The sequence below is a fragment of the Pediococcus parvulus genome, from assembly GCF_007990205.1.
GTDB lineage: Bacteria > Bacillota > Bacilli > Lactobacillales > Lactobacillaceae > Pediococcus > Pediococcus parvulus.
Map to the genome: position 1 here is coordinate 1 of NZ_BJWE01000024.1, position 25,258 is coordinate 25,258.

The following is a 25,258-nucleotide window of genomic DNA, read 5'->3' on the forward strand; positions in this document are numbered from 1 at the left end:
CGGCAAATGATTTATCGTGGACTAATATTATGTCCGAAGTCAACAGCAGTAAAAAGAAATATGTATTAGCAACTGGTCAAAGTGGAACGGTGAAATATACCCTTACTGCAGATGATAGTGACAACTTACTAATCCATTTGCAGTTAGCAAATCAAACTTATCAAATACAATATGTTGATCAAACCACTGGAAAAGTGATTAATTCATCCGATTCTAAACTATCAGTAGATGGTAAACCTGGTTCAACTATTAATACTACAGCTGATTATGGTTTAGAACTTATTCTAAAAGCAACGAATGCGACAAATTATTTAGCTCGACCCACAGCAGATGCTCCGCAGACAATAACTTTATCGCCAGCTTCAGACGTGATTTCACTCCCAGTTGACACAATTATTAATGCGACAATTCAAACCATACCTGTTTTTGTAGATAATTTGGGAAATGCATTATATTTTCAAAATTTGAATTTATCAAATTTATCACAGGCAAATGTGATAGAAATTGTTACTAATATACAAGAAGGTTTCTCAGAATTATTGAAAAATGATTATTTGACTACTAAGAACTTTAATTCCGATATGACTGATTCAGTCAGTAGTCAATATCAGTCGTTTGTTGCAAAGGAAATGATTTTATATGACCTGCCATTGCTGGGCAAGCTAGATACATTTTTAGGAATGGCATATTATAAGCACGAATTTGATAATTTAAACGAATATACTTATTCGGACACTTTAAAAAGCCTAATTGCTAATATCTTGAATGAATCTGTGTCTGATGGGTCGTTTACAATTAAAATTATGGTTGAAACTTGGAACGCAAAGCTTGAGTCATTGTATCCAGAGGGTATACCTGATACAAGTGCGATATTTAAGCAATTACCAAGTACAGTATTTGAATCGTCACCAGAATCTGATAGCGATGGTCCAATAGAAGCAAAGAATATTACAGATGTCTCAAATCTAACTTTTAGTACAAATGGTTGTTGTGTCAATAAAAAATTTAATGGTAATCCAACTGAATTTGGGCATCATTAATGTTACAACCCACTATGTGGATGAAAAGGGAGATTCATTGTCCCCGGATACTGAAATCGAAACCGATTTTCACACCAAAAATCAGTTAACAGCAACAACTGTTTCTGGGTATCATGTGCAAAATATAAAGACTACTGAATCCTTAACCAATGTTAATACAGATATTAAAAATGGTTCCGTTTCGGTTGTTGCACCAACTGATGGAGAGGTTACATTTGTATATGCTAAGGATCAAGTTACGTATACAGTGACACCGGTAGATAAAAACGGTAAGCCAATTAATTGCTTAACACCTAGTGATCCAATTACTGCAGACATTGGTTCAAATGTAAACATCCCAGATTATCCTGGTTACACAGCGTCTCCTGGACAAGATCTCGTAGTTCCAAATAAAGCAAATGGGACTCAGATTGATATTCAAGTTGAATACACACCTGATACGTTTGTCCCAAATAACGGTGATGATGCAAATCCAATAAGTGAGGTTCTAGTTCATCGAACGATCCAGTATAAAGGAGCTGGAGTTATGACGCCAGCCGATGTTGTTCAAGACGTGATTTATAAGTTAATGACTGATGAGACGACTGGTGTAACGTCATGGACACCGCAGAACGTATATAGTGCCGTAGTTAGCCCGAATCTTGCTGGATATCACGTTGATCAAGTTACAGTACCTATGGTGAAACCTGGAGTTTTTGTGTTAAAGAAGGGTGAAACACCAAAAAACGAAGCAATAGTAACAGTTAACTACAGTAAAGATACGATTGTGGAAAATAATGGGGATAAGACTAATTCGGTGAGTGAAGTCACGGTACATCGAACAATTCATTACACCGGAGCGGGTGCGAAAACTCCGACTAATATCGTACAAGATGTAATTTATAAAGCCGTTACTGATAAAACAGTAGGTAAAACCGTCTGGACGCCACAAGGGTTTTACACAGCTATTACAAGCCCACATGTTGCGGGATATACTGCTGATAAAGAAACAGTGTTGGATGTGATTCCTAAAGCCATAATTATGTCTGAAGGGACACAACCAGCAGATATCAACGTGACTGTAAAGTATAGTGCCGATACGCTTGTTCCAAATAATGGGAATGAAACGAATCCAGTAAATGAAGTTACTATTCATCGGGTCATTCATTATATTGGAGCTGGGATTAGCACTCCCAAAGACGTGATACAAAACGTTATTTATAAGGCTATGACCAATAAAACAACAGGTGAGACAGCTTGGACACCTCAAGGTAGTTATGCTGAAGTTACGAGCCCAACAGTTACTGGATATACAGCTGGTAGTAGGTACCCTTCTGAAAGCGATAGTTTTAACTGAAGGCTCCAGACCGTTAGACTCAAAAGTGAATGTAACTTACGTTAAAGATAAGACAGTCATTGTTAGGCCAACTGATCCAAAGAATCCAACCGATCCAGTCGATCCAACTAATCCAGATGGTCCTAAGTATCCAAATGGTGTATCTGAAAAAGACTTGAATAAGACCATTAGTCGAACCATCACTTATACCGGTGCAAACAAGAATCCGGCAAGTGTAACCCAAACTGGGAGTTATACACGAACAGCAACGGTAGATGCGAAGACTGGTGAAGTACTTGGTTATAGTGATTGGGTTTTGGTCACAAGTGACGATGGCAATAACAACAATGATGGCTTTACAGCAGTCATAAGTCCAAAGGTTACTGGTTATACAGCGGATAAGAATGTGGCAGATGTTACCTTAGATAACGATGCTGTGACAAACTTTGTGGCCGGCTCTGATGATGAAACGGTGACCTATACGAAAGATGAAACGGTAACTGTTGATCCAACTGATCCGAAAGATCCAACGAATCCCATTGATCCAACTAATCCAGATGGACCAAAATATCCAGACGGAGTTAGTGAGACTGATTTGGATAAGACCATTAGTCGAACCATCACTTATACCGGTGCAAACAAGAATCCGGCAAGTGTTGCTCAAACAGCAACTTATACCCGGACGGCCTTTGTTGACGCGAAGACAGGCGAGCTCCTTGGTTATAGCGATTGGACCTTGGTCACAAGTGATGATGGCAATAACAACCATGACGGTTTTGCCGGCGTCACAAGTCCAAAGGTTACTGGTTACACAGCAGACAAGAATGCACCATCTGTTACCTTAAATGATGATGAAGTTGCAAACTTTGTGGCTGGTTCTGATGATGTCTTGGTAACTTATACGCCAACTAATGAGATTGTGTACACAGAAATGACTGTTACTCGGACAATTCATTATGTAGGGGCTGGATCAAAGACACCTGTTGATGTGATTGAAAAGGTCATTTACAAAGTTGGCACTAATTTGAGCACTGGTGTGGTGACATACTCACCACAGAATGTGTATGCCAAGGTTGAGACACCTAATATTGTCGGTTATACAAATGATGGTGATGTTGCAGAACTTATCCCTGTTGAAACAACAATTGAACCTTCAAATAGTTTGGTTGTGGTTCATTACAAGAAGGTTTCGGATTCTGGTAACTCAGGCAATGGCAATGGTGGTACGAAGCCTGAGAAGCCTGAAAATCCTGGAACGCCAAGTCCGGGAGAATCAGACGGTAGTGGCACTGGCAATTCTGGTAGTAACGGAAATTCTGATAATATCGAGAATCCAGAAGTTGGTAACCATTCTGACAATTCTGTTGATAACACGGCAACGTTTGGAAACCATGGCAATGCATAGTTAACAGCAAATCAATCAACAAATCAGAATGCAAAACGGGAAATGACTAATAAAGCCAGCACGCTTCCACAGACTGATGAGAAGAATGAAAATGTTGTAGCTGTGATGGGAGTTACGATTTTGAGTGCAATGATGGCGTTATTTGGAATTAAACGCAGAAAGCACGACGATGAGTAAGTTACTCAAAAATTAAAAATGGGATTGAACTTCAGTGTTAGGCTGAATCGTTCAATCCCATTTTTGTGTGGACAAAAAGGCAAGAAAAATCTTCACGTAATCGTAACTTTTACCGTGAATGTTAGTGGTATTGCGTAATATATTTAGAAGTTCTGCGTGTTTTCCTCATTTTTGCCAGCGGTTACGTATGCTATAATGTTCAGAGTTAGCACGAAAATATTTACAATCAAGGTGGGTTCATCTTTAATGAAGAAATTTAAGTATTTAGATTATTTTATTGTGGTACCATACGTAATTTTATGCGTATTTGGAATTATCATGGTGTACTCGTCAAGTGCTGATTATTATATTATTAATGGAATCCGTGCAACGAGCTATCTTTTTCGCCAAATGGCATATGTCATGGTTGGATTCTTGGTTGCAGCACTTGTTTTTGAACTTAAACTAAAAAAATTTAGAAGCTCAACATTTTTAAAAATTTTTGCCATTGGGATGATTTTCTCGTTTGTTTATCTCCTGTTTTGGGGTTCGGTTGTGAATGGTGCAAAAGGGTGGATTGAATTAGGGCCGATTAATATTCAACCTGCGGAAGTTGCTAAATTGTTTTTAACACTTTATCTAGCAGATATGCTTTCTAAACATAATGATCGACTTGAAAGAGATCCTAAGAGTTATTATCGCGCACCTTTAATTATGACATTAGTGTTCGTCTTGGCTATTTTTCTTCAGCGTGATTTGGGGGGCGCTACAATCAACTTTACAATCGCCCTGATCATCTTTTTTGCCAGTGGTATTGACTATCGAAAGGGCATTGGCATTATTTTATTAGGTGTTTCAGCCTTCATGTTTGTCTTGCTACCACTTGCATCAAGAATTAATGTAAACACAAAAAATTATATGCTTCAACGAATTGTAGGATTTGCGCATCCGTTCGAACTTGCCAAAAGTTCGGGGAACCAATTAGTTAATTCTTACTATGCTATCGGAAATGGGGGTGTGTTTGGTGTTGGTTTGGGAAACAGTATTCAGAAAAAAGGGTATTTACCAGAGGCAAATACTGATTTTATCATGGCAGTTGTTTCGGAAGAATTAGGTTTAGTTACGGTAAGCTTAATTTTAATTTTGTTATTAGTTATTGTGGGTCGCGCAATTTGGTTAGGTATTCATGCCCATAACATGTACGAAACTTTAGTTTGCTACGGGTTAGCGACTTATCTTTCAATCCAAACATTTTTCAATATTGGTGGTGTAACGGGTTTACTGCCTATTACAGGAGTAACTTTTCCGTTCATCAGTTATGGTGGTTCAAGTATGTTAGTGTTATCAGTTGCCATGGGCATCTTGCTAAATGTGAGTGCAAACGTACAACGTGAGCGAACTAAAAATTTAACACTGGTTCGCGAATAAAGAGTTTGGAGGGGTATTTGTGAAAAAAGTATTAGTTGCAAATCGTGGCGAGATTGCCACACGAATTTTTCGGGCTTGCAAGGAGCTTTCCTTACAAACAGTTGCTATTTTTGCTAAAGAAGACGCACTGTCAGTTCATCGTTTTAAGGCAGATGAAGCTTATTTAGTTGGTGCTGGTAAAAAACCAGTTGAAGCTTATTTAGATATTGAAGATATCATTCGAATTGCTAAAGAAAATAGCGTGGATGCGATCCACCCAGGCTATGGTTTCTTGTCCGAAAATGAGCAGTTTGCCAAACGTTGTGAAGAAGAGGGTATCACCTTTATTGGACCAAAAGTGGCTCATCTACATATGTTTGGTGACAAACTGGAAGCTAAAGCCGTTGCCAACAAGGCTGGGATTGCAACAATTCCGGGGACCAAAGATCCAGTCACTAGTTTTGCGCAGGTGAAGGCTTTTGCGGACAAACATGGTTATCCCATCATGCTAAAAGCGGCAATGGGCGGTGGCGGCCGTGGGATGCGAATTGTTCAAAAAGAATCACAATTAAAAGAAAGCTATGATCGTGCTAAAAGTGAAGCTATGCAATCATTTGGTAGTGATGAATTATACTTGGAAAAATATTTACAATCGCCTAAACATATTGAAGTCCAGATACTAGCGGATTCATTTGGCAATGTTTTACATTTGTTTGAGCGGGATTGTTCTGTGCAGCGACGTAATCAAAAGGTGGTTGAAATCGCCCCTAGTGTAACTCTGCCTATTGATTTAAGAAAACGGATTTGTGATGCTGCCGTGCGCTTAATGCAATCAGTACATTATGTGAATGCTGCTACGGTTGAGTTCTTGGTAGAAAAAAGCCAATTTTACTTTGTGGAAGTTAACCCCCGAGTGCAAGTTGAGCATACCGTTACTGAATTAATTACGGATCGTGATATTGTGCAATCACAAATTTTAATTGCACAAGGTAAAAATTTATTTACAGATTTACATTTTCCACAACAAAAAGATTTAACTTATCAAGGAGCTGCAATTCAGTGTCGAATTACAACTGAAGATCCTTCAAAAAACTTTATGCCAGACACAGGAACTATTGAAACCTATCGTTCTCCAGGTGGTAATGGGGTCCGTTTGGATGTCGGCAATGCTTATACGGGAGCTGTTATCACACCATTTTTTGATTCTTTGTTGGTAAAAGTTTGCGTGCATGACAGTAATTTTAAAAATACTGCCAAGAAAATGTTACGAGTATTAAACGAATTTATGATTAGCGGTATTCACACTAATATAGGCTTTTTGAAGAATGTAATTAGTCATCCGGTATTTCAATCAGGAGAGGCCACAACGACCTTTATTGACGAAACGCCAGAGCTTTTTACAGTTCAAAATGATGCTAACCCGACCAATAAATTATTAACTTACATGAGTAAGATCACAGTTAATGGTACTGATGGGGTACCAAGTCACGAGAAAAAATATTACCCAGAAGCCTTAGAAAAGTTACAAATTATTCCTCAAAAAGAGCAAACTGCAAAAGATATATTAGTGACTCAAGGTGTGTCTGGATTACAAGAATGGATTAGCAATCAATCACAATTATTGTTGACAGATACCACTTTGCGAGACGCCCATCAAAGTTTATTTGCAACCCGAATGCGTACCCATGATATGTTGCCAATTGCAGGTAAAATCGATCAAGGATTGCCACAATTGTTTTCCGCCGAAGCATGGGGCGGTGCAACGTTTGACGTGGCGTACCGTTTCTTACACGAAGATCCTTGGGTACGGTTAAGTGAGCTACGCAAAAAGATGCCACATACGTTACTACAAATGCTTTTTCGTGGGAGCAATGCTGTTGGGTATCAAAATTATCCCGACAATGTTATTCAGGAATTTATCAGATTAGCAGCTAAAAATGGCATCGATGTTTTTCGAATTTTTGACAGTTTGAACTGGGTGCCACAATTAGAAACCAGTATTCAAGCAGTTCGTGATACCGGTAAAATTGCCGAAGCAACAATGTGCTATACAGGTGATATTTTGGATGCAGGTCAAAAGACTTACACGCTTGAGTATTACAAGAATCTAGCTAAAGAGCTTGAACAAGCTGGTGCCCAAATCTTGGCGATTAAGGATATGGCTGGTGTTTTGAAACCGGCAGCGGCTTATCGACTGATTAATGTACTTAAAGATAATATTTCAATTCCGATTCATTTGCATACCCATGATACAACGGGCAATGGTATTGCAACTTATTTGAGTGCTGCAAAGGCTGGTGTGGATATTGTGGATGTTGCTGCCAGCAGTATGTCCGGGACTACCAGTCAACCCAGTTTAAGCACTTTGTACTATGCAATGACGGGTGACAACCGGCAACCCACAATTAATATTCAAAATGCAGAAGAAATTAACCGTTATTGGAAAGGTGTTCGGCCGTTCTATCAAGATTTTGAGAATGGCATGACCGGTTCCCAAACTGATATTTACCAAACGCAAATGCCAGGGGGACAGTATTCTAATTTGCAACAACAAGCCCAAGCACTTGGCTTAAAAGGCCGTTTTGAGGACGTGAAACAGGCTTATCGCCAGGTTAACACGTTATTCGGTGATATTATCAAAGTTACCCCCAGCTCAAAAGTCGTTGGGGATATGGCTTTGTTTATGATTGAAAATGATTTAAGCCCTGAAGAAATCCTTTCTGAAGGTGAGCACCTTGACTTTCCCAAGTCCGTTGTTGACTTTTTTGCTGGAAATTTGGGACAGCCGGTTAATGGTTTTCCAAAACAACTTCAAAAATTGGTTTTAAAAAATAAAACGGCTACTACGGTTCGTCCTGGTAGTTTAGCCAAAGCAGTCGATTTTGCCGTAGTTGAAAAAAAGTTGATTAAACAGTTACAACGAGATGTTACCCCCGAAGAAGTCATCAGTGCTGTCTTGTATCCAAAAGTATTTGATGATTATAATACATTTATCGATTCGGCCGGGCCGGTGACCAAATTAGATACGCCAACCTTCTTTCAGGGTATCCGTCGAGGAGAAACCGTGGATGTTGAAGTGCGGCATGGGTACCATCTGATTATTAAGTTAAATCAAATTGGCCAAGTTGATGAGCAAGGGCAACGAACTCTTTACTACGAAGTTAATGGTCGTAAACAAGATATTGTGGTGCGTGATCTAAGTATTCACGAAACTGCAACAACTAAGCGTAAGGCTGAACCCACAAATAGTAATGAAATTGGGGCAACAATGAGTGGTTCTGTGTTGAGTGTGAGTGTTCACGCGGGTGATAAAATTGGCAAGGGCACAAACCTGTTGGTTACGGAAGCTATGAAGATGGAAACAACAATTCAAGCTCCGTTTGATTGTGTCATTAAACATGTTTATGTAGCTGCTGGTGATGTTGTGGACACGAATGACTTATTGATTGAGATTGCACCTCAAAAGCTTAAATAGGCTTGTGAGACGCACATAGGAGGCAATTATGGAATTTACACTTCAATCTCGACAAAGTATCATTATTAATTTATCTAATTTAAGACAAGTTAAGCAATTGAAAAAGTTTGGCATTTTGTATTACGTTTCAAAAAGCATGAAATATGCTGTTTTGTATACTGATCGTGAACTGGCCCAAAAAGCTTGTGTTGCAATTGGCAAATTATCAAGCGTTAAAAGCGCTGAAATTTCCCCGCGTGCAGACTTGAAGATGAACTTTGATGATGACGAAACGGCGGAATTTAAACGTACAAATGAAGACTAGGTGAATGATAAATGCGAGTGGTTTCTGGAGATTTTGGTGGTCGTCGGTTAAAGGCAGTTCCTGGTGTAAAAACGCGACCAACCACAGATAAAGTAAAAGAATCGATGTTTAATATGATTGGCCCTTATTTTGATGGTGGTCGGTCCTTGGACTTGTTTGCTGGAAGTGGCGGATTGAGTATTGAGGCCGTTTCGCGAGGGATTGATAAGGCTGTTTTAGTAGATAAGCAACGGCAAGCCATTCAAACGATTGAACAAAATGTGGCGGTTACTAAGGCACAAGATCAATTTGAAATTATGCGTCAAGATGCCAATCGAGCACTAACAATTCTGGCTGATAAAGACATAAAATTTGATCTGATCTTTTTGGATCCACCGTATAAACTCCAGAAGATTGTCAAAGAAATGGCAAAAATGGTTAGTTTAGGATTATTAAATGCCGGTGCAATTGTGGTCTGCGAAACGGATCAATTTGCAAAATTACCGGAATCTATGCCCAACTTTAAGCTTTGGAAACGACAAGATTATGGCATCACGGAAGTCAGCATTTATCAATTTGAAACAGGTGATTAGATGAAAGTTGCAATTTTTCCGGGGAGTTTCGACCCATTGACTAATGGGCACCTTAATATAATTAAACGGGCAAGTTTGTTATTTGACGAACTGGTAGTGGCTGTCGCAATTAACACCAGTAAATCAGCATTATTTAGTACTGAAGAAAAAGTACGGCTTATTCGAAATGCTGTTAGTGATTTGCCCAACGTACGAGTGATCCCGACTAAGGGGCTTACCATTGACTTGTTTAAACAATTAGAGGCAACCACGTTAGTCCGAGGGTTGCGGGATGAGGCTGATTATCGCTATGAGCGTCAAATTGCAGAGATGAATCATCAACTCGATCACGCAGTTGAAACAATCTTTTTAATGGCGAATCCTCGGAATACTTATGTTGCTTCAAGTATTATTAAAGAAATTGCCAAAATGGGCGGCGACGTATCCAGTTTTGTGCCTGCAAATGTCGTGCAACCTTTAAAAGATAAATTTAAGTAAAGGAGATACATTTTGGCACGAATCCGAAAGTTTTTCAAAAAATATTGGTTATTACTAGTTGCAATGATCGTTGCGCTTGTTTTCGTGTTTTTACCTTTACCATTTTATGTAGAAGGTCCCGGAAAGGCGGATCAATTGAGTCAGTACGTTAAAGTGAATCATAAACGCGATCACAAAAAGGGAAGTTTCCGGATGACCACAGTTTCGGTGATCAAAGGGACGCCAGCGATGTATGTGTTTGCGAAAATCATGCCCAATTATGAAGTCGAATCTGTTAGTGATATTACTGGTAATCAAGATAATGCCACGTATAATAAAGTACAGACATTTTATATGAATAGTGCAATTAATCAAGCCATTTATGTGGCCTATCATAAGGCTGATAAGGCTGTGAAGGTTCATTTCAAGGGCATCTATATCCTTGAGATTGAGAAAAATTCACAATTTAAACACGTTTTGCATGTTGGTGACACCATCACCAAAGTCAATAATCAGCGATTAGTTAGTGCCGAAGATGCCATGAAGAAGATTAGATCACATAACGTAGGCAATTCCATCACAATTACTTATCAGCATAATGGTAAAACTAAGACAGCTTCTGGTAAGCTAGTCCGTTTATCCACTGGTAAACCTGGTATTGGTATTGGATTAACAGACAATAATTCTGTGACAACTAAGATTCCCGTTTCCATTGATGCGCATGGGACAGAGGGGCCGTCTGCAGGATTAATGTTTACATTACAAATTTATAGTCAGTTAACTAATCAGAATCTGCGTAAGGGTCGTAATATTGCCGGAACTGGCACAATTGCTACGGATGGGTCAGTCGGTGAAATTGGTGGGATTGACAAAAAAATTGTTGCTGCCAAAAAAGCGGGTGCCACAATTTTCTTTGCGCCTTATCTCAAACCAACGAAACTTGTTGAGAAATATGAGCCAAATCATTTGACTAATTATCAGTTGGCAATAAAAACGGCTAAACGAATTGATCCGAAGCTGAAAGTGGTTCCGGTAAAGAATTTTGAGGATGCCATAAAGTATTTGCAAAAAACCAAATAGTTTTATAGAACACCAAGAGATATTTTTAAAAAGTTATCGAAAATTGATAATAATTAAAAATATCTCTTTTTATGTGCGTATTTAATAGGTGAAGGGATGTGAGGAGTGTGATTGAAGAATTATGGGAAAACTATAAAAAATACATTTTAATAGGTGGTGGGAGTGTTTTGGTAGTGTTAGTTGTCTTTCTTTTGATGGGAAAACACAACTCAAATACAAACTCAGATGCATTAACGATGAATAGTGGTGAAAATTCGTCTGAACAATTTAGTTCTAGTAATCAAACGAGTTCACCTGCCACCGTTTCTGGAACGGCAAGTGGTCCTACAATGACTACTAGTGAAACTACAAGTGAATATGTTTATGTGGACGTTAAAGGCGCAGTTAAACATCCAGGAATTTTTAAAGTTAAAAATTCGATGCGTGTGGACGATGCGATTAATTTGGCTGGTGGGATGCTCAAAACGGCGGACCGTAAACATATTAATTTGGCACAGCGATTAACGGATCAACAAGTTGTTTATGTGCCCATTCGTGGTGAAATTAAAGGTGCTGCAACGGGTACCGTGGATGCAGAAGTAGCCGCACCAGTTTCGTCCGATTCTACTACAACCAGTGCATCTAATGACAGTAGCTCTTCAAGTGAGACGACAGGTGGAAGTGAATCTACAGGTGGAACAGTTAATTTGAATTCTGCCACAAAAGAACAATTACAAACGCTGACCAGCATTGGAGATAAAAAGGCAGATCAAATTATTCAGTATCGAGAAGCGCACGGTAAATTCAAAAGTATTGATGAATTAAAGGAAGTCCAAGGAATTGGTGATAAAACATTTGAAGCCCTAAAGCCACAATTAAGTGTGTAACCTAGCGGTAAATATTTGGTATACTTTAACTTAAAGAAGGAAGGCATTTTTATGAGTGATAAAAGAATCCCATGGGATCAGTATTTTATGACACAAGCTGTTTTACTATCGCTGCGAAGCACCTGTACACGGCTCTCAGTAGGTGCCACCATCGTTCGTGACAAGCGCATTATTGCCGGCGGATATAATGGTTCGGTTTCCGGTGATGTACATTGTATTGACGAGGGATGTTATCTAGTTGATGGGCACTGTGTTAGAACGATCCACGCCGAAATGAATGCAATTTTACAATGTGCGAAGTTTGGTGCTGCAACTGATGGTGCCGAAATTTATGTGACTGACTTTCCATGTTTGCAATGTACCAAAATGATTTTACAGGCAGGCATTAAAAAAATTCATTATTTACGAAATTATCACAATGATTCATACGCAATGGGGCTTTTAAAACGTATGAATATTGAGGTGCAGCACGTTGAATTTACTGATGAAGAAATTGCAGCTGTTTCAATGGATAAAATTTTAAATCAAGACTAGCTTTGAAGCTTTTCCATGGTTTTTTATTGCAATTTTAAGCGTTCTTCTCGATGCTGTAATCACATCTCACGTTTGGGTATTAACTCTGTTAGTTGTTTATTGGATGATTCGGGTCTGCTTTTTACGCGACAAAACGATGATCTATTGGACGTTTTTTGCTGGGTTTATTTTTGCCATGTTGTTTTGGTGGCATAGTACGACTTTGAATCAGCAAACGATGGCTAGTCAGCCCAATTGGCAGGGAAGTCTGATAGTTCAGCCTGATGAACTAAAATGCCAGGGAGATTATTTTCAGTTTACTGGTGTGGACGAGAAAGGGCATCGACTGAGAGTTTCCGGGTATCTAAAAGCAGCGCATGAAAAGCAACAATTAGAAAAAATTCGGCGACCAGTAAAAATACTAGTTCGCGGGCAAATTCAAACCATTGATCAGCCAGGAAATTTGAATCAATTTAATTATCGAACTTATTGTTTTTCAAAGGGAATTACTAATCTATTAAGTAAAACAACCATAGTGAGTTGGCAACCAATTCAGGCAAGTAATCCAATTGTAGGAATTTTTGGGCTTTTGCATACTTGGCGAAATAATATGCGACTTTATTGTCAGCAATTGCCTAAACTAATGCAAACATATGCGCTAAGTTTGCTGATTGGTTTCAAAGATGAGGCGTTTGATGAAGATATGGAGGGTGTCACAACTCTGGGTTTGCTTCATCTTTTTAGTCTATCAGGATTACATGTTTTTTATTTTTGTTGGTTATTGCGCCAGTTATTCCTGAGATTACGTGTAACTAAGGAAACGACAAGTATCTTGCTGATTTGCTTTCTACCTGCCTTTTTGATTATTGGTGGTGGCTCGGGGAGTCTTTTTCGGTCAATTATGATGGCAGAATTAGGCATGTTAGGCACGACTTTAAAAAGACGCCACACACAATTGAATGTGTGGAGTATAACAATGCTGGTGAATCTAGTCTTTGATCCGTATGTTATTTTGAGTATGGGTGGTCAGTTGAGTTACTTACTGTCATTTTTACTTATTTTTGTTGGCAGTTATTCGTCGTTTAGACGGGCCTGGGTTCTAAATATTGTGAGTTTACCAATTATTTTGTTTCATACCTATCAGTGGCATCTGTTAACTTCATTTGCGAACTTTTTGATTATTCCAATTTTTTCAAATTTTGTGATGCCATTGGTGATCATGAGTGCAGCAACGTTTTGGTTAATTCCACAACTGAGTAGCTGGTTCACGGTGGGCTTGCAGTTATTCCATCAATTGGTAACCTTGTTGAGTAAGTTGCCTGGACAAATTATTTTTGGAAAACCTCCTTTAGCATTTACGGCCGTTTTAGTAATCATTTCTCTCGCCTGGATTGCATTTCCCAGATACAAGAGACGAATTAGTTGGCTTTTGTTAAGCTGTTATTTAATGGGATTCATATGGATTCATTTCCCGCTTCATGGTGAGGTAACTTTTGTGGATGTGGGACAGGGGGATAGCATCCTAATTAGAATGCCATTCAATCGGTCCGTGACAGTAATTGATACTGGAGGTAAAGTTGGTTTCTTGAAACCGGCATGGGCAAAAGGTCCAGAGAAAAAGCATACCCCACCAGTTCTAGATTATTTACATAGTTTAGGAATTTCAAAAGTAAACACGCTATGTTTGTCTCATCAGGATGCAGATCATATTGGGGATGCCGGAGTGCTGTTGGCTGGCATTAAAGTTAAACAAGTGGTAATTCCTAAAGGGATGGAAAATTCTCGTGGTTTTCAGTCCAAAGTTAAACCTTTTCTGCAAAAATCAGCGCTCTTACCAGTATTGGCAGATCAAAAGGTAGCCAATTTGCCATTTGAAATCGTGCATCCGTTTGTAGAAGGTAAAGGTGAAAATCATGACTCTTTGACTTTATGGGCCAAGTTTGGCGATGATAATTTTATTTTTTCGGGAGATTTAGATCAAGCAGGAGAACGAGATATTATTGCCCGTTATCCGCAATTACAGGCTTCGGTTGTTAAACTGGGGCATCATGGAAGCAAAACAGCATCTGCTAAAGATTACTTGAGCCAAATTCGTGCTAAAATTGGAGTTATCTCAGCTGGAAAGAATAATCATTATGGTCATCCAAATCCAGAAACTCTTCAAACTTTGAAACAGTTAAAGATTCAATCGGTATCAACGATTGATGAGGGAATGATCAGTTATCGCTTCACCTCTCATGGATTTACAAATTGGCGTTTTGTACGGAGGAATTATGAAAAAGATACAGTACACTGACTTACTTAAAAAACTGAATGCAGATCAAACCGATCCGGTTTATTTAATTTTGGGTCAAGAGGATTATTTGGAACAACAAATTCAACGGGCTTTTCAGAATTTAGTTCCAAAAGAAGAGCAGGAAATGAATATTGGCAATTATGATATGGAATCGACTTCCTTGGGAGCAGCCTTAGATGATGCCACATCGGCCCCTTTTTTTGGTGAACGGCGTGTTGTTTTTGTGAGGGATCCTTATTTTTTAACTGGAGAACGACATAAAGGGGGACCAAACCATGATGTTGATGGTTTGCAAACTTATTTGGAACATCCGGTTGATTCCACAGTGTTAGTAATATTTGCCGCTTATGAAAAGTTGGACGGGCGCAAGAAGATTGTTAAAACTCTGAATAAACAAGCAATAACCATCCAAATTGGTAATTTAAATCAAGGTCAAATTAGTCAATTGGTTAAAACACGCCTTACTACAAAAAATTACACTATTTCACCAGAGGCTTTGAATCAGTTGTTATTTCGCACAGACTCAAAACTGAGTACCATGATGAATGAGTTACCAAAATTAATGCTTTATAATATTGGAAAAAAAGAGATTACGGTGGAATCTGTAGATGCTTTGGTTTCGAAAAGTCTTGATCAAAATGTTTTTGATTTGAGTAATGCAGTCTTGCAAAAAAAGTCTAAACAAGCTATCGATATTTATCAAAGTTTAATTACGCAGCAAGAACAGCCTTTGCGAATTAACGCCGTTTTAGTTGGGCAGATCAGATTATTGTTACAAGTGAAAATTTTACAAAATCAGGGTTTTTCACAAGGTGATATTGCGGGAACCTTAAAGGTTCATCCTTATCGAGTAAAGTTGGCAATGCAAAGTAGTCGGCATTTTTCGATGACCGATCTTACAAAGGGATATACAGGATTGATTGATTTAGATTTACAGCTAAAATCAACTCAAAAAGATCCTGAACTTCTGTTTGAACTGTTTTTGCTACAATTTATTGATCAAAAGATTGCTTAAAAGTTTCGATAATAAAAGCCCTGAGACAGATGCCTCAGGGCTTTTATTCGTTTCATAAATTATTTAGCAAGTTGTTTTGTTAAACGTGACTTTGTACGAGCAGCCTTGTTAGCTTTGATTAAGCCCTTTGTTTTAGCTTGGTCAAGTTTACTGATAGCTGTAAGATATAAGTCTTGTTTGTCGTCAGAGCCCTTAACAGCTGCTGATTCGAATTTTTTAACTGCAGTCCGTAGCTTACTTACTTGTGATTGGTTACGTAAAGCTGCTTTTTCGTTAGTTTTTACTCGCTTCATTGCGGATTTAATAACTGGCATTTGATTCACCTCCACTGATCTGAAATCAATACTACAACAAGTGTTATTATACAGAAGACAAGTATTGAATGCAATAAGAAATTGTCAAGTAACATTACTTGATAGGCAAAAACACTTAGATTATCCATGACGAGGGAAACTAAACTTGTGTTTTATGTGAAAGTTAGGTATGATATATCTTGTGTGTTAAGCACGAACCCATACTTGGTTTATCGAATCACCAACGATTAACCCAGTTTCGGGCAATAAATAAAAGGGGTGAAAATAATGGCAATTTCACAAGCAAAGAAAAACGAAATCATCACTAAATATGCGCGTCATGATGGCGATACTGGTTCTACAGAAGTTCAGGTCGCTGTTTTAACTGCAGATATTAATGAAATTAATAAGCATTTAAGCGTTCATAAAAAAGATTTCCATTCACAACGTGGATTAATGAAGAAAATTGGTCATCGTCGTAATTTATTAGCATACTTACGTCGTACTGACATCCAACGTTACCGTGATTTAATTGAATCATTAGGTTTACGTCGTTAAGATTTTCAAAAGCGAAGACTTCGGTCTCCGCTTTTTTTTGTGCTCTCGATTAAATAACGGTCTTAAAAATAGGTTTAGTTCACTTTTAAAGAAAACTTATAAACTTTCAAATACTTGGAACACAACTCTCGTATTAAAATGTGGTAAACTTAAAGCAGTTTATACGTCGAGACAGAATAGATTTTGTAATAACGCATTAAAATGTGCTGTAGTAGGGTTAAAAGAATTTTTGGATTAAATAATTCTAAATATGGACTATTTAGAATTGTGGACCAGAAAATTCAACCGAAGTTTTATATTTGAGAGCTTCTAAGTGGCGAACATTGATCTAGTGTCGTTTTAAAGCTCACATATATTTGATAGATAAACAAGCAGAAAATGAAAGTAACTAAAAATTTTTGAGGTGGAATGAATGAGTAATAGTATCAAAATTATCCCATTTAGTGGGGTACGTGAAAACGGCAAAAATATGTATGCCGTTGAGGTGAATGATTCAATTTATATTTTAGACTGTGGATTGAAATATCCGGAAAATGAATTACTGGGAATTGATGTGGTCATTCCTGATTTTTCTTATCTAGAAAAGCATAGTGACAAAATTGTAGGGGTGTTCTTAACACATGGGCATGCAGATGCTATTGGGGCTTTACCATACTTTTTGGATCAATTTCCAGTTCCAGTATTTGGTTCAGAAATGACCATTGCATTAGCCAAACTCAATGTTGAAAAAGACGCCAAATTAAAACAGTTTACTGATTTTCATATTGTGAATGAAAAAATGGAAATTGATTTTGGGGATGTGACAGTTTCGTTCTTCAGAACAACACATTCTATTCCGGAATCATTGGGAATTGTTTTAAAAACTAGTGAAGGGCAAATTGTTTATACTGGTGATTTCAAGTTTGACCAAACTGCATCAAGTGACTATGCAACTGATTTTGGACGTTTGGGCCAGATTGGTGAGAATGGTGTATTAGCGCTTCTTAGTGAATCGGCAAATGACGAAAATCCTAAACCATCAACCAATGAACGTGATATTGCTAACTATATCTTGGAAACGTTCAAGTATCATGAAGGCCGAATTGTAGTTGCTTCCGTGGCATCTAATATCTTACGAATTCAACAAGTTCTGGATGCGGCCGCCCAATCTGATCGGAAAGTGGTCCTTACAGGTCATGATTTAGAAAAAATTGTCAATACTGCTTTACGGTTGAATAAATTACATTTACCTGCAGATGATGTGATTGTGCCATTTAACAAATTAGAGAGTTTAGACAAAGAACGCACTGTTGTTTTGGAAACTGGCAAAATGGGAGAACCTATTAAAGCTTTACAAAAGATGGCTAGCGATCCTGGTAAAGGAATTCATATAGATCCTGGTGATTTAGTCTTTATTACTACGACCCCGTCACACGCAATGGAAACTACCGTTGCTAAAACAAAGAACATGATTTATCGTGCCGGTGGTGAAGTTAAAGCTATTTCTGATGATTTGAATGCTTCAGGTCATGCCAGCAAAAATGATTTACAACTAATGATTAATCTTTTGAAGCCAAATTACTTGATTCCAATTCAAGGTGAATATCGTTTGTTAAATACACATGCGCAACTTGCTCGTGAGGTAGGCATGGCAGATGATCACATCTTCTTAACCCAAAAGGGCGATGTTTTGGAGTACAAAAATGGCGAGATGCATTTAGGCCAGGGCATTGAAGTTGGTGATACCATGATTGATGGAATCGGTGTTGGTGATATTGGAAACATTGTGTTGCGGGACCGAAAAATTTTGTCGGATGACGGGATTTTTATTGCTGTTGTGACGATTGACCGCAAAAAAAAGTTGATTATTGGGCATCCTAAAGTAACCTCACGAGGGTTTGTTTATGTCAATGGAGAGCACGATCTACTTAAGGAAAGTGCTTCGATTGTGACAGAAGTGGTTCAAAACAATCTTGATAACAAGGAATTTGATTGGGGCCATTTGAAACAGGATATTCGGGAGAAAATTAGTCGATATCTGTTTGATCAAACAAAACGTCATCCAGTAATTCTTCCAGTAATTATGGAAGTTAATCAACATCATCATAAAGCACCAAGTAAGGCATCAAAAAAAGTTGAAGAAAAGTAAATTAGAAACTGGTAATGTTGAGTTGATTGACATTACCAGTTTTTCAGTGGAGGTTTATCATGCAAGATGACCAATTATTAAAAATCAAGCGGGCTGTTGCGGATGAACAGTGGAATAAAGTGCTTAACCTAATTGAACCTATTATTTCTGAAACAGCAAATAATCAGCAACTACACTATTTATTCGTTTTGAGTTTGTTTAAAACTAAACACTATTTGGAAGGCCTAAAATATGCCAATGATTACTACGACTTTTATGCCAATGATTCAAAAGGCCAAAACCTTTATTTTTCGCTTCTGTTAGCTTGCCAGGACTTTTTAGGTGCCCATCAATTTTTGGAAATTTTAAAACAAGATCATGTTGACAATATTTCCGATTATGTGACGAGTTTGACTAATAAAGAAATCGAAGTTCGCCAGCAAAAAGTGACTTTAAATCAAAAATTAAAGAAGTTTTACCATTTGGGTGATTTATCAGTGAGGGAAGCCAATTCAACATTGCAAGAAGCAAAGCAATTACCCGCAACTGAATATTTTCAAGCGGCGCAGTTTATTTTTGTGGATCCTTTCGTCCATCCTTTGATTCGAGCCACGGTCCTTGAAAATGTTGTTTCGTTAAAATTGAAGGGAAAAATTAAGTATTATTGGTTAGACCAACAAAATCATGAAATCGATTTAACCCGATTAACTGGGATTTTGGATAACCCGGTTCAAATAAAATTAAATAAATTTTTACAAGAAAAATTAGCTGACAGTGATCCAATTTTACTCGAAGGAATTTCGAAAGATAAAAATCTCTATCTAAGTTATGTTTATCCTTATGCAAAACAAGTTTTTAAAAAGCCTGAAGAGTGGGTGAACTATTGGCTAGATGACTACTATGGTCGAATGCATCCGGATACAGAAGATACGCGTTTTATGACTAAATGGCAGGGAAAGTTTCGGAAATATACGACTGAACTTTTGGAAAATAACGATATAAATAAGTAAAAAGCTATAAATATTGCAATTTTTTTGGCTTAATTGGTTTACAAACTTCAGTGTTCTTTATATAATGTTTAAGGATTCTCTTAGGCGAGACCTTTGCCTTTTCATGAGGATGTAGTATAATAGTTTTTAAAGAATCCAGCCACGCCAAGGGCTGAGTAATTCTTACGAAAAATACAGGAGGTTCGTATTAATGGCAAAAGAACATTACGAAAGAACAAAACCCCATGTAAATATTGGTACAATTGGCCATATTGATCATGGAAAAACTACTTTAACAGCAGCAATTACAAAGGTTTTAGCTAGCAAAGGTTTAGCTAAAGCTGAAGATTATGCTGATATTGATGCTGCTCCAGAGGAACGTGAACGCGGTATTACAATCAATACTGCCCATGTTGAATACGAGACAGAGAAACGTCATTATGCTCATATTGATGCTCCAGGACATGCTGATTACATCAAGAACATGATCACTGGTGCTGCTCAAATGGATGGTGCCATCTTAGTTGTTGCTGCAACTGATGGTCCTATGCCACAAACACGTGAACATATCTTACTTGCTCATCAAGTTGGTGTTGACTATATCGTTGTCTTCTTAAACAAGACTGATTTAGTTGATGATGACGAATTGGTTGACTTAGTTGAGATGGAAGTTCGTGAGTTGTTATCAGAATACGATTATCCTGGTGACGATGTTCCTGTAATCCGTGGTTCAGCTTTGAAAGCACTTGAAGGCGACCCAGAACAAGAAAAAGTTATTCTTCACTTAATGGATGTTATCGATGAATATATCCCAACACCACAACGTGACAATGACAAGCCTTTCTTGATGCCTGTTGAAGATGTCTTCACTATCACTGGTCGTGGTACTGTTGCTTCTGGTCGTATTGATCGTGGTGAAGTTAAAATCGGTGATGAAGTTGAAATTGTTGGTTTGAAAGACGAACCATTGAAGTCAACTGTTACTGGTCTTGAAATGTTCCGTAAGACTCTTGATTTAGGAGAAGCTGGCGATAACGTTGGTGTATTGCTCCGTGGTATTAACCGTGACCAAGTTGTCCGTGGACAAGTTCTTGCTGCACCTGGTTCAATCCAGACTCACAAGAAATTCAAGTCAGAAGTATATATCTTGACGAAAGAGGAAGGTGGTCGTCATACACCATTCTTCTCAAACTATCGTCCTCAATTCTACTTCCATACAACTGATGTTACTGGTGTCATTGAATTACCAGATAACGTTGAAATGGTAATGCCTGGTGATAACGTTACATTTACTGTAGAACTTATCGAACCAGTTGCCATTGAAAAAGGTACTAAGTTCACTGTTCGTGAAGGTGGCCATACTGTTGGTGCCGGTGTTGTTTCTGAAATTGATGACTAATTAGTTTTCAAAACACACTAAAAAGACTCGGAATGAAAATTTCGGGTCTTTTTTATGCTTTTAAATGGTGAAAACGTTGAAAATGTGGTGTTATGCCCGATATTGAGAACATAAGCATTTACAATTCTAGTCGTATACGGTAAACTAGTATCCGTATGCAATACAAATTGTAAAACCACTTTTTTATTGTCGGAGGGAAAATAATGACTGCAAAATGGGAAAAAAAGAGTGCTAGTAATGGCGAATTAACTTTCGAAATTAGCACCGATAAAATTCAAGAAGGTTTAGATAAAGCCTTCCAAAAGACTCGGAAACAATTAAATGTACCTGGATTCCGAAAAGGACGTGTCCCACGCCAAATTTTTAATCAAATGTATGGTGAAGAAGCACTCTATGAGGATGCTTTGAACATTGTGCTTCCAGAAGCTTATGAAGCTGCTATTGAAGAAACAAAAATCGAACCAGTAGACCAACCTAAAATCGATGTTGATAGCATGGAAAAAGGCAAGGCATGGGTTTTGAAGGCTGTTGTGACAGTTAAACCAGACGTTAAACTAGGTGATTACAAAGGCCTAACCGTTGCTAAACAAGGTCATCGTGTAACTTCTAAAGAAGTTGACGCTGAGATTGAAAAGAAACGTGAGCAACAAGCAGAACTTGTTTTAAAAGAGGGCAAACCTGCTGAAAATGGTGATACAGTTACAATTGACTTTGAAGGAAAAGTTGATGGTAAGGCATTTGATGGTGGTAAAGCTGAAAACTATGACTTGGAACTTGGTTCTAATTCATTTATTCCCGGCTTTGAAGAACAGTTAGTTGGCCACAATACTGATGATAAAGTAGACGTTAAGGTAACTTTCCCTGACGATTACAATGCTGAAGATCTTCAAGGTAAAGAAGCTGTATTTGCTGTTACAATTCATGAAATTAAAACAAAAGAATTACCTGAATTAGACAATGAGTTTGCTAAAGATGTTGATGAGGAAGTTGATTCTTTAGATGAATTAAAGGCTAAGACTCATGATGAGTTGAAGAAACAAAAAGATGATGCTGCTGCCCAAGCTAAGGAAGACGAAGCAATTCAAAAGGCTGTTGATAATGCCGAAGTCAAAGAAGTTCCTCAAGCAATGATCGATGAAGACGTTCAACGTCAACTCGACCAATACTTGGCAAACATGCAACAACAAGGAATTGATCCTAAGACTTACTACAAGATCACTGGTACTTCTGAAGATGATTTGAAGAAACAATTGGCAGATGGTGCTGAAAACCGAGTTAAAACTAACTTAGTTTTGGAAGCTATCGTTGAAGCTGAAAAAATTGTTCCTACTGATGATGAAGTTGCTTCTGAAATCAAAGACTTGGCTTCACAATATGGTATGGAAGAAAGTGCTGTTCAGAAGGCTCTTTCTGAAGACATGTTGAAGCATGATATCGCTGTAAAGAAGGCTGTTGCTGTCATTACTGATTCTGCTGTAGAAGAAAGTAAAGCAAAAGCTGCTAAAAAAGACGATACAGCAAAAGATGCTAAATAGTTCAAATCAAATTTTGAATTTAAAAAGAATCCATTGAGTTCCTTGATGGATTCTTTTTTAAAACGAGTTGTTAGCTTAAAACCAAGGTTTTTGTTATGATGTTCTTATAAACATTAGAGAGGTGAGTTGGTTGTTAGATAACACCGATAACACAGGGACAATTACTTGTTCATTTTGTGGAAAGACTCAGGATCAAGTAAAGAAAATTGTTGCTGGTCCCGGAGTTTATATTTGTAACGAATGTATTGATTTATGTAAAGAGATTATTGACGAAGAAGTTTCACGTGAGAGTGCAGAAGAATTTTCTGATATTCCAACACCAGCTGAAATTGTCAATAAATTAAATGAGTATGTCATTGGTCAGACAGAAGCTAAACGCACATTGTCTGTGGCTGTATATAACCACTACAAGCGAATTAATCAGATGGAAAGTGCTGATGAAGGCGATGTTGAATTACAAAAGAGTAATATCAGTATTATTGGGCCAACAGGATCTGGTAAGACTTTTTTGGCGCAGAGTTTAGCAAGAATTTTGAATGTACCATTTGCAATTGCAGATGCGACAACTTTGACTGAAGCTGGCTACGTGGGTGAAGACGTTGAAAATATTCTTTTAAAACTTTTGCAAAATGCTGATTATGATGTAGATAAGGCCGAAAAGGGGATTATTTACATTGATGAAATCGACAAAATTGCTAAAAAGAGCGAAAATGTTTCCATTACGCGTGATGTTTCTGGTGAGGGTGTTCAACAAGCTTTGCTTAAGATCTTGGAAGGCACGATTGCTAATGTTCCACCCCAAGGCGGACGCAAGCATCCGCAACAGGAGTTCATTCAGATTGATACTACTAACATTTTATTTATTGTTGGTGGAGCTTTTGATGGTATTGAAGATATTGTGAAGAGCCGTTTGGGTGACAAGGTTATCGGATTTGGAACTGATACTGATAAGGTTATTGATGAGTCCAAGAGTCTTATGCAACAAGTGATCCCAGAAGATTTATTGCGGTTTGGGTTGATTCCTGAATTCATTGGTCGTTTGCCTATTCTTACCGCTTTAGAAAAATTAACTACTGATGACTTGGTTCGTATTTTAACTGAACCCAAAAATGCATTGGTTAAACAATATAAGACGCTATTATCACTGGATGATGTTAAACTACATTTCACACCCCAAGCTTTACGAGCAATTGCTGAAGAGGCGATTGAGCGCAATACTGGGGCTCGTGGATTACGTTCTATCATTGAAGAAGTTATGCGTGATATAATGTACGATATTCCATCTCGTGATGATGTTGAACAAGTAACGGTGACAAAACGCACAGTTGTTGATCATGCAGAACCAGAATTAATTTTGAAAGATAAGAAAGCTTCTTAAATAGCTGGAAATAAAAGAATGATGGTTTCTAATTTGGAAACCATTATTTTTTTGATTAAAAATTGCAATCTTTATGTGGTAAAATTAGACAAGATTAAAAAGGTGGTACAAGAAATGGAAGTTCATAATGTCGAGTTAGTCATGAGTGCAGTGGCTCCAGCTCAGTATCCAACAACTGGTTATCCAGAAATTGCGCTTGTCGGTCGTTCTAATGTCGGCAAGTCCTCATTAACAAATGTTTTAATTAACCGTAATAGCTATGCGCGAACCTCCTCGCAACCGGGAAAAACGCAAACCTTGAATTTCTATAATGTTGAAGATCAACTTTACTTCGTTGATGTCCCTGGATATGGTTATGCAAAAGTGTCCAAAACAGAGCGAGAAAAATGGGGGAAAATGATTGAAACCTATCTTTCCACGCGTCCACAGCTTAAGGGAGTCATCTCTTTAGTTGATGCTCGGCATGCGCCAAGTGAGGACGATGTCACGATGTATGATTGGCTTCATTATTATGAAATTCCTATTTTAATTGTGGCGACTAAAAGTGACAAAGTTGTCCGAGGTAAGTGGAACAAGAGTGAAAGTTTGATCAAGAAGACACTCCATTTTAGCGAACCCGATGAATTTCAACTTTTTTCAGCTCAAACAAAAATGGGTAAGGATCAGGTTTGGCAATGGATTGAGAAGCGTATCGAGGAGGACTAACAATGGAATTTAATGATTATCAAAAAAAAGCAAACAGAACTTTGTTTGGCAATGAACAGGTTTTAACAAATTGTGCCTTAGGTTTAGCTAGTGAGAGTGGTCAGGTTGTTGATTTAGTTAAAAACTATACTTTTCATGGTAAGGATTTGGATCGCGACGAATTAACAAAAGAAATGGGCGATGTTTTGTGGTATTTATCACAGGTTGCAGAATGGGCTGACATTCCTTTTGAACAAGTGGCACAAGAAAATATCGAAACCTTAAATCAACGTTATCCAGCAAATGAGTAACTAAGGGTTGAAACCACAAAAACTTATCTTGTTAGTTGATACGAAAAGTTCATGGTAGCAAAATTAGATAAAGTACCGTCTTCCAACAAATTTGGGCTGGAACG

General features: G+C 37.9%; 23 protein-coding genes. 22 read left to right on the plus strand and 1 reads right to left on the minus strand.

Annotated features, from left to right (window positions below; genetic code table 11):
• The 14 genes from PPA04_RS06015 to holA form a co-directional block, all read left to right on the plus strand.
• On the plus strand, positions 1-1,040 hold a 1,040-nt coding region (locus PPA04_RS06015; RefSeq protein WP_222591707.1), incomplete at its 5' end, for a hypothetical protein.
• Positions 1,041-1,077: 37 nt separating this feature from the next.
• Complete coding sequence (locus tag PPA04_RS06020) at positions 1,078-2,376, plus strand: mucin-binding protein (protein WP_147206755.1); 1,299 nt, start codon at positions 1,078-1,080, stop codon at positions 2,374-2,376.
• On the plus strand, positions 2,297-3,760 hold the full coding sequence (locus PPA04_RS06025; RefSeq protein ID WP_147206756.1) for a mucin-binding protein: 1,464 nt from the start codon (positions 2,297-2,299) through the stop codon (positions 3,758-3,760). The genes PPA04_RS06020 and PPA04_RS06025 overlap by 80 nt, the downstream gene beginning before the upstream one ends.
• A gap of 42 nt (positions 3,761-3,802) precedes the next feature.
• Complete coding sequence (locus PPA04_RS06030) at positions 3,803-3,937, plus strand: LPXTG cell wall anchor domain-containing protein (protein WP_147206757.1); 135 nt, start codon at positions 3,803-3,805, stop codon at positions 3,935-3,937.
• A 246-nt stretch (positions 3,938-4,183) separates the two neighbouring features.
• Positions 4,184-5,344, plus strand: coding sequence for an FtsW/RodA/SpoVE family cell cycle protein (locus PPA04_RS06035; RefSeq protein WP_147206758.1), 1,161 nt, complete (start codon positions 4,184-4,186; stop codon positions 5,342-5,344).
• 19 nt (positions 5,345-5,363) lie between these two features.
• Positions 5,364-8,798 carry a pyruvate carboxylase gene (locus tag PPA04_RS06040; RefSeq protein ID WP_057784508.1) on the plus strand — a complete coding sequence of 1,145 codons (3,435 nt, stop codon included), beginning with the start codon at positions 5,364-5,366 and terminating at the stop codon, positions 8,796-8,798.
• A gap of 28 nt (positions 8,799-8,826) precedes the next feature.
• Positions 8,827-9,102, plus strand: a complete 276-nt coding sequence (locus PPA04_RS06045) for a YlbG family protein (protein ID WP_057784507.1) — start codon at positions 8,827-8,829, stop codon at positions 9,100-9,102.
• A gap of 11 nt (positions 9,103-9,113) precedes the next feature.
• The gene (gene rsmD, locus PPA04_RS06050) at positions 9,114-9,674 is read left to right on the plus strand and encodes a 16S rRNA (guanine(966)-N(2))-methyltransferase RsmD (protein ID WP_057784506.1); all 561 of its coding nucleotides are present in this window, start codon (positions 9,114-9,116) and stop codon (positions 9,672-9,674) included.
• The gene (gene coaD / locus PPA04_RS06055) at positions 9,675-10,151 is read left to right on the plus strand and encodes a pantetheine-phosphate adenylyltransferase (RefSeq protein ID WP_057784505.1); all 477 of its coding nucleotides are present in this window, start codon (positions 9,675-9,677) and stop codon (positions 10,149-10,151) included.
• Between the two features lie 12 nt (positions 10,152-10,163).
• On the plus strand, positions 10,164-11,210 hold the full coding sequence (locus tag PPA04_RS06060; protein ID WP_229923061.1) for a SepM family pheromone-processing serine protease: 1,047 nt from the start codon (positions 10,164-10,166) through the stop codon (positions 11,208-11,210).
• 107 nt (positions 11,211-11,317) lie between these two features.
• Entirely contained in the window at positions 11,318-12,076 is a 759-nt protein-coding gene (locus PPA04_RS06065) for a helix-hairpin-helix domain-containing protein (RefSeq protein ID WP_057784504.1), read from the plus strand.
• 51 nt (positions 12,077-12,127) lie between these two features.
• Positions 12,128-12,610: a ComE operon protein 2 gene (locus PPA04_RS06070; protein WP_057784503.1), complete on the plus strand. Its 483-nt coding sequence runs from the start codon at positions 12,128-12,130 to the stop codon at positions 12,608-12,610.
• Between the two features lie 58 nt (positions 12,611-12,668).
• Positions 12,669-14,885 carry a DNA internalization-related competence protein ComEC/Rec2 gene (locus tag PPA04_RS06075; RefSeq protein ID WP_260280954.1) on the plus strand — a complete coding sequence of 739 codons (2,217 nt, stop codon included), beginning with the start codon at positions 12,669-12,671 and terminating at the stop codon, positions 14,883-14,885.
• Entirely contained in the window at positions 14,863-15,900 is a 1,038-nt protein-coding gene (holA, locus tag PPA04_RS06080) for a DNA polymerase III subunit delta (protein WP_147206760.1), read from the plus strand. Before PPA04_RS06075 ends, holA begins: the two co-directional genes overlap by 23 nt.
• A gap of 59 nt (positions 15,901-15,959) precedes the next feature.
• Here holA and rpsT read toward each other — a convergent pair whose 3' ends face one another.
• Positions 15,960-16,214 (minus strand): 30S ribosomal protein S20, encoded by a 255-nt coding sequence (gene rpsT / locus PPA04_RS06085; RefSeq protein ID WP_057784501.1) that lies wholly within the window; start codon positions 16,212-16,214, stop codon positions 15,960-15,962.
• A gap of 267 nt (positions 16,215-16,481) precedes the next feature.
• Between rpsT and rpsO the strand changes: the two genes are divergently transcribed.
• The 8 genes from rpsO to PPA04_RS06125 all read left to right on the plus strand — a co-directional run bounded on the left by rpsO (position 16,482) and on the right by PPA04_RS06125 (position 25,154).
• Entirely contained in the window at positions 16,482-16,751 is a 270-nt protein-coding gene (rpsO, locus tag PPA04_RS06090; protein WP_057784500.1) for a 30S ribosomal protein S15, read from the plus strand.
• A 412-nt stretch (positions 16,752-17,163) separates the two neighbouring features.
• Positions 17,164-18,879: a ribonuclease J gene (locus PPA04_RS06095; RefSeq protein WP_057784499.1), complete on the plus strand. Its 1,716-nt coding sequence runs from the start codon at positions 17,164-17,166 to the stop codon at positions 18,877-18,879.
• 59 nt (positions 18,880-18,938) lie between these two features.
• Positions 18,939-19,868 carry a hypothetical protein gene (locus PPA04_RS06100; RefSeq protein WP_057784498.1) on the plus strand — a complete coding sequence of 310 codons (930 nt, stop codon included), beginning with the start codon at positions 18,939-18,941 and terminating at the stop codon, positions 19,866-19,868.
• A 190-nt stretch (positions 19,869-20,058) separates the two neighbouring features.
• Positions 20,059-21,246 carry an elongation factor Tu gene (tuf, locus tag PPA04_RS06105; protein ID WP_057784497.1) on the plus strand — a complete coding sequence of 396 codons (1,188 nt, stop codon included), beginning with the start codon at positions 20,059-20,061 and terminating at the stop codon, positions 21,244-21,246.
• A 203-nt stretch (positions 21,247-21,449) separates the two neighbouring features.
• Positions 21,450-22,781 carry a trigger factor gene (gene tig, locus PPA04_RS06110; RefSeq protein ID WP_057784496.1) on the plus strand — a complete coding sequence of 444 codons (1,332 nt, stop codon included), beginning with the start codon at positions 21,450-21,452 and terminating at the stop codon, positions 22,779-22,781.
• Positions 22,782-22,911: 130 nt separating this feature from the next.
• Positions 22,912-24,159 (plus strand): ATP-dependent Clp protease ATP-binding subunit ClpX, encoded by a 1,248-nt coding sequence (gene clpX, locus PPA04_RS06115; RefSeq protein ID WP_057784495.1) that lies wholly within the window; start codon positions 22,912-22,914, stop codon positions 24,157-24,159.
• Positions 24,160-24,273: 114 nt separating this feature from the next.
• Positions 24,274-24,864, plus strand: coding sequence for a ribosome biogenesis GTP-binding protein YihA/YsxC (yihA, locus tag PPA04_RS06120; RefSeq protein ID WP_057784512.1), 591 nt, complete (start codon positions 24,274-24,276; stop codon positions 24,862-24,864).
• A gap of 2 nt (positions 24,865-24,866) precedes the next feature.
• Entirely contained in the window at positions 24,867-25,154 is a 288-nt protein-coding gene (locus PPA04_RS06125) for a nucleoside triphosphate pyrophosphohydrolase family protein (protein ID WP_057784494.1), read from the plus strand.
• The last annotated feature ends 104 nt before the right edge of the window (positions 25,155-25,258 follow it).